The following is a 6,210-nucleotide window of genomic DNA, read 5'->3' as shown; positions in this document are numbered from 1 at the left end:
CCTTTTCTTTGGTGACTTTCTTTTGGCGAAGCAAAAGAAAGTTACTTGCTGCCGGGCAACCCCCGGCCAGCAGAATTCAGCAAGACCTCAGCACCGAGAACAAGCAGAGCCTAGAGAGAAATCGATCTAAAGCATCTCATCCGGCGCAAACGGCCCAATCACCTTCAACATCAACTTCAAACCCCAACTCGCATCAGGCTCGACCCTGGAATCCTTGAGTTGCGAGCCCTGCGGCGCGCRCCAGACCATCTGGCCTTCATCCAGTTCCACCCGGTAGGCTCCGGTGGACAGGGTCGGCTCGATCAGGCGCGTGGCTTCGGCCGAGATGGCGCGGTTGCGGATGACGATGGCGACTTCGCTGTTCTGCAGTTGGGAGCGCAGGTCCAGGTTCATGGAGCCGACCACCAGCAGCCGGTCGTCCATCACCACCACCTTGGAATGCAGGCTGGCGCGCGAGCCGCTGGTGGATCCGCCCGTGGAGCCGCCGCCTAGCGCCGAAGAGCCGAAGCTCGAGAAAGAGCCTTCCTGCTCGGCGCGCATTTCATACAGCTCTATGCCCAGGTCCAGCAGCGCCTTGCGGTAGCGCGCATAACCGACGTGTGCAGCGGGCGCATCGTTGGAGGCCAGCGAGTTGGTGAGCACGCGCACACGCACGCCGCGCTGGCGCAGGTCGGCGAACTGTTTCATCATGCGTTCGCCGGGCACGAAGTAGGGCGAGACGATGAGCAGATTGCTTTTGGCCTGCGACATCAGCTGCAGCAGGCCGTCCACCGTGGTGTCCTGGGATTCGCCGGTGGTGTCGGCGTCGGCGGCGATCTTGGAGGCCTTGTCGACCAGCAGGATGGACGGCGCCCAGGTCCAGGTCAGCAGGCGAAAGTCGGTCGAGTCGGGCAAGGCGGCGGCCGCGGCGGTGGACGCCGCGGATGCATTCGATTCGGCGATGGCGGCCTGGGTGGCGGTCGCGAGCGCCGCTGGGTCTTCCCGGTTGAGGTTAGTGGGCTGTGCGCTGGGCGGCGGCCGTTTCAGGGCCTCTATCTCCCCGGCGGTCATCAGCGACTGCACCGGATAGGCCAGCGGGTTGTTCCAGTACTGGTCAAAACTCGCGGACAGGTCGCGCGCGATGCGGCCTGCCGCGATCACGTCGATGTCCACAAAATTGGTCCCCTTGCTCTGGCCGAAATAGGTCTCGCCGAGGTTGCGGCCGCCGGTGATGGCGACGGCGTTGTCGGCGACAAAAATCTTGTTGTGCATGCGCCGCTGCAGGCGGGCGGCATCCTTGAGGTTGCTCAGAATGCGCATGACCATGGAGCCGCGGCCGCCGGGCAGGGGGTTGAACAGCCGCAGCTCGAAGTTTTTCTCGAAGGCAAGCTTGAGCACCTGGGCGTTCTTGCCCGAAGTGTTGAAGTCGTCCAGCAGGATGCGGATGCGCACGCCTCGGCCGGCTGCTTCGCGCAGGGCCTCGAACATGCGTTCGGTGGTGTCGTCGGCAAAGATCGCGTAGTACTGGATGTCCAGGGTTTTCTGCGCGGCCTTGATCAAGGTCATGCGGCTGGTGAATGCCAGTTCGGCATCGCCGACCAGCGCGAAACCGGAATCGTTGCGGGTGCCGGCTTTGGCGGCGCGGGCGGCGACCAGCGCGCCCAGCCGGGTTTCCGAAGGATTGGCCAGGGCGGTGGACACGGGCCGCTCAACTTCGCTAGGCAGTGAGGCGCATCCGGTGATCCACAGGCTCAGGAACAGCAGGAGCAGCCAGCGCGAGCTCCCCGCGGAACGAAAAACCGGGGAGTAAGAAGGCGTGCGGCCGGCGGCAACAGGTGTCAGCATGATGCTGGTCACTGTAGCGTAAGCAGGTGTATTCACGCCCTGTGAAATCGGCGTTTCCGCCCACTCTTTCTGTAGGCGCCCGGCTCGACAGCGCGGCCGGGTGCCTGCGGATCCAGCCTGGCCCTGAATCAGGAGGAGAGGGTTTCCCAGCGCTGCAGCGCGGCCATCAGCTCTTCCTCAATCTTGCTGTTGCGCGCATTGAGTTCGGCCGCCCGCTTGGCGTTGGTGGTGTAAAGCGTGCCGTCGTACAACTCCTGCTCGATCGCTTTCTGCTGCGACTCCAGCTGCTGGATCAGCGCCGGCAGGCCGTCGAGTTCGCGCTGCTCCTTGTAGCTGAGCTTCTTTTTGGCGGAGGCCTCGGGTGCACCGCCATCCTTTTTCGGCTCGCTGCCGGTTTTAGCGGAAGGCTTGGGGATGGACGCCGCGGGCTTGGCGCTGCCGGTGATCTGGGCTGCGCGTTTGGACTGAGTGATCCAGTCGGTCACGCCGCCTTCATATTCGCGCCAGAAACCCGGGTTCTCGGGTGTGCCCTCATAAGCAATGGTGCTGGTGACCACGTTGTCGAGGAAACGCCTGTCATGGCTGACCAGGAAGACCGTGCCTTCGTAGTTCTGCAGCAGGTCTTCCAGCAGCTCCAGCGTGTCGATGTCCAGGTCGTTGGTCGGCTCGTCCAGCACCAGCACGTTGGCCGGCCGCGCGAACAGGCGCGCCAGCAGCAGCCGGTTGCGCTCGCCGCCCGAGAGGGTGCGCACCGGTGAATTGGCGCGCGCGGGCGAGAACAAAAAATCGGTCAGGTAGCTCTTGACGTGTTTTTTCGCGCCGTTGATCTCTACCCATTCGCTGCCGGGGCTAATGAAGTCTTCGAGTGTGGCGTCCAGGTCCAGGCTGTCGCGCATCTGGTCGAAATAGGCAACCTGCAGGTTGGCGCCCCGGCGGATTTTGCCGGGTGGATTCGTCACATCGGGCTGCAGCTCGCCCAGGATGAGCTTGAGCAGCGTGGTCTTGCCGGCGCCGTTGGGGCCCAGCAGGCCGACCTTGTCGCCGCGCAGCAAGGTGCCGGTGAATTTGTTGACGATGATTTTCTCGCTGCCCGGGTGGCCGAAGCTTTTGCTCACGTCGGTGAGCTCGGCGACGATCTTGCCGCTTTTCTCGCCGCTGGAGACGTCGAGGTTGACGCGGCCGACGGCATCGCGCCGCGCCGCGCGGTTGTCGCGCAGTGCCTCGAGGCGGCCGATGCGGGCCACGCTGCGGGTGCGGCGCGCTTCCACGCCCTTGCGGATCCAGATTTCTTCCTGCGCCAGCAGCTTGTCGGCTTTGGCGTTGATGACGGCTTCCTGCGCCATCTGCTCTTCTTTTTGCACCAGGTACTGGGCGAAGTTGCCGGGATAGCTATTCAGCTTGCCGCGGTCCAGTTCGACGATGACGGTGGCGACCTGGTCCAGGAAGGCCCGGTCGTGGGTGATGGTAATGATGCTGCCGTTGAAATTGACCAGCAATTCCTCCAGCCAGGCGATGGAGTCCAGGTCCAGGTGGTTGGTCGGCTCGTCGAGCAGCAGCACGTCGGGCTTGGCGACCAGCGCCTGGGCCAGGGCCACGCGTTTTTTGGTGCCGCCCGACAGCGAGCCGACGATGGCGTCCTTGTCGAGGTGCAGGCGGTGCAGGGTTTCCTCGACGCGCTGCTCCCAGGTCCAGCCGTCCAGCGCCTCGATTTCCGATTGCAGGGCGTCCAGGTCGGTGTTTTCGTCGGCCGCCAGGTACTGCTCGACCACGTGACGGGTGCGGGCCAGGCCCGCGCTGGCCGCGATGAAGACGGTGGCATGCGGATCCAGGCTGGGCTCCTGCGGCACGTAGGCGATGCGCAGGTTTTGCTGCAGCTGCAGGGTGCCGTCATCGGGTTTTTCGAGGCCGGCGAGGATTTTGAGCAGGGACGACTTGCCGGTGCCGTTGCGGCCGATCAGGCCTATGCGCTGGTTGCTCTCGAGGGAAAAATCTGCGTGGTCCAGCAGTGCGACGTGCCCAAAAGCGAGTTGGGCGTCCAGTAAGGTAATAAGTGCCATAAGGGGGCAGATTATYCGCCGCCTCTGTGACCACAGGCATTTCCCCGGCGCGGCAAGGCCATCCGGCAGGTGCCGGGCCGGCGCGTGGCAAGCCTGCAACGACGGTGGTGGCGCTGCCCTATCGCCTGCCGGGGCTCGTCTATATAGTCTTCATTCCGGCGACGCATCGCTGAGGGAGATTTCGTGGAACTGCAAATCAATGGCCGGCTCGTCCAGGCGGACGCCGATGCCGGTATGCCGCTGCTATGGCTGCTGCGCGACGTGCTGAACATGACCGGCACCAAATTCGGTTGCGGCGTGGCGGCTTGCGGGGCCTGCACGGTGCGGGTCGACGGCCAGGCGGTACGGTCCTGCGTGATGCCGGTGTCCGCCGTGCTGGGTAAGCGCATCCAGACCATTGAGGCGCTGGGGACGCCGGAAAAACCCCATGCCCTGCAGCTGGCCTGGATCGCCGAGCAGGTGCCGCAATGCGGCTACTGCCAATCGGGCATGTTGATGGCCGCCGCCGCCCTGCTCGACAAAACCCCCAGGCCGACGGACGCCGACATCGACGCGGCCATGACCAATATCTGCCGCTGCGGCACCTACCAGCGCATCCGCGTGGCCATCAAGCGGGCCGCCGGCATGGCGCCCGACGGCGCCGTGAGGAAAGCGAAGGCATGAAACGGCGAACCTGGCTGTTCAGCGCGGCGGGCGCGGCGGGCGCGCTGCTGGTCGGCTGGGGCATGTTGCCGGCGCGCTCCCGCCTGGGCAGCGCGGCACACCCCTGGCCGGCCGGCGCCGCGCCCGACCTTAGCGGCGTGGTGTTCAACGGCTGGATCAAGATACGGGCCGATGGCGGCGTGGTGCTGGCCATGCCGCGCAGCGAAATGGGGCAGGGTGTGCACACCGCGTTGGCCATGCTGGTGGCCGAGGAGCTGGATGTGCCGCTGGCGCGGGTCAGCTTGGAGCAGGCCGGCGCCGACGCGATTTACGGCAATGTCGCCATGCTGGTTGGCAGCCTGCCCTTCCATCCGCTGGAAGTGGACGACTATGCCGCGGAAGGCGCGCCCCGGGTGCGCCCCACCAAGGTCAGGCTTGGCGAATGGATGGTGGGCAAGCTGGCCCGCGAACTAGGCATCAACGCAACGGGCGCATCGTCCAGCGTGGCCGACGCCTGGGAGGTGCTGCGCACGGCCGCGGCCACCGCCCGAGCCTCGCTGCTGGGGGCGGCATCGCTGGACTGGAAGCTGCCGGTGGACGAACTCAGCATCAGCAAGGGGGTGATTTCCCATCCCTCGGGCCCTTCGGCCCACTATGGGGAACTGGCGAAGTTCGCCGCGGCAACGCCGCCGGGCGAAGTGAATCTCAAAAGCCGCAAGGACTGGAAGTTGATTGGGCGCAGCGCCCCGCGCCCGGACCTGCCCGCCAAGGTCAACGGTACGGCGGTGTTCGGCCTGGACATGCGGCTGCCGGGCATGCTGTACGCAGCGGTACGGCTTTGCCCCATGCTGGGCGGTTCGGCAGGCGCCATCCGTGCCAATGTGGCGCTGGCCGCACCCGGCGTGGAGCGTCTCGTGCGCCTGCCGGGGTATGCGGGCTCCACCGCCGGCTTTGCCGTGGTTGGCAAAACATGGTGGCAGGCGCAGCAGGCGGCCCTGGCCGTGCCGGTGGACTGGCAGCAGCGCCCGGCCGGCGGGCTGGACAGCGGCCGGATCGGCAAGGCGCTGGAAGCCGCGCTGGACCGGGAAGAAGGCTATGTCTTTTATGAAAAGGGCGACGCCGGGAAGGCTGAAGCGGCGGCTGCACGCAAGATTGAGGCGCTGTACGGTGCGCCCTACCTGGCGCATGCCACGCTTGAGCCCATGAACTGCACCGCGCAGGTCAAGGACGGCAAGGTCTGGCTGTGGGCGCCCACGCAGGTGCCGCAAATGGCGGTGGCCATTGCCGCCCGGGTGGCGCGCGTAGCGCCCGAAGACGTCCATATCACTGTGACCCTGCTGGGCGGCGGCTTTGGCCGCAGGCTGGAAGTGGATTGCGTGGCGCAGGCTGTGCGGGTGGCCCTGGAGTGCGGGGGGCGGCCGGTGCAGCTGATCTGGTCGCGTGAGGAGGACACCACGCACGACTTCTACCGGCCCATGCAGCGGGCCAGGCTCACCGCGGCGCTGGATGCCGCCGGCAAGGTCAGCAGCCTGCGCGTCAGGTCGGCAGGGGATGCCATCACCCCGCGATGGATGGAGCGCAACCTGCCAGCTCTGGCCGCGCCGGTGGAGACGCCCGATAAAAGCGCCGCCGAGGGCTTGTTCGACCTGCCCTACGGCTTTGCCAACCAGAAGATGTCGCATGTGGC

At 65.9% G+C, this 6,210-nt stretch carries 4 protein-coding genes; 2 read left to right on the top strand and 2 right to left on the bottom strand.

Going from position 1 to position 6,210, the window contains the following annotated elements:
• Window positions 1-126 precede the first annotated feature (126 nt).
• A complete protein-coding gene (locus AC1D0P_RS20110) occupies window positions 127-1,824 on the bottom strand; it encodes a phospholipase D-like domain-containing protein (protein ID WP_477678373.1) in 1,698 nt (565 codons plus the stop codon).
• 128 nt (window positions 1,825-1,952) lie between these two features.
• Window positions 1,953-3,881 (bottom strand): ATP-binding cassette domain-containing protein, encoded by a 1,929-nt coding sequence (locus tag AC1D0P_RS20105; RefSeq protein ID WP_477678372.1) that lies wholly within the window; start codon window positions 3,879-3,881, stop codon window positions 1,953-1,955.
• A 183-nt stretch (window positions 3,882-4,064) separates the two neighbouring features.
• Here AC1D0P_RS20105 and AC1D0P_RS20100 point away from each other — a divergent pair, with 183 nt between their 5' ends.
• Together AC1D0P_RS20100 and AC1D0P_RS20095 are read left to right on the top strand one after the other, a co-directional pair.
• The gene (locus AC1D0P_RS20100) at window positions 4,065-4,544 is read left to right on the top strand and encodes a (2Fe-2S)-binding protein (protein ID WP_477678371.1); all 480 of its coding nucleotides are present in this window, start codon (window positions 4,065-4,067) and stop codon (window positions 4,542-4,544) included.
• Window positions 4,541-6,210 (top strand): molybdopterin cofactor-binding domain-containing protein (locus tag AC1D0P_RS20095; protein ID WP_477678370.1); only part of this gene is annotated, 1,670 nt, incomplete at its 3' end. The genes AC1D0P_RS20100 and AC1D0P_RS20095, both read left to right, overlap by 4 nt.

It is taken from the genome of Polaromonas sp. P1_G2 (genome assembly GCF_056405515.1).
Note: the sequence above shows the minus strand (reverse complement) of the source record. Positions and strands in the feature narration are given on the sequence as shown.

What these genes read in the sequence shown, in the direction of transcription:
- AC1D0P_RS20105 (WP_477678372.1), bottom strand. Translation starts at nt 3,881, where the DNA reads ATGGCACTTATTACCTTACTGGACGCCCAACTCGCTTTTGGGCACGTC.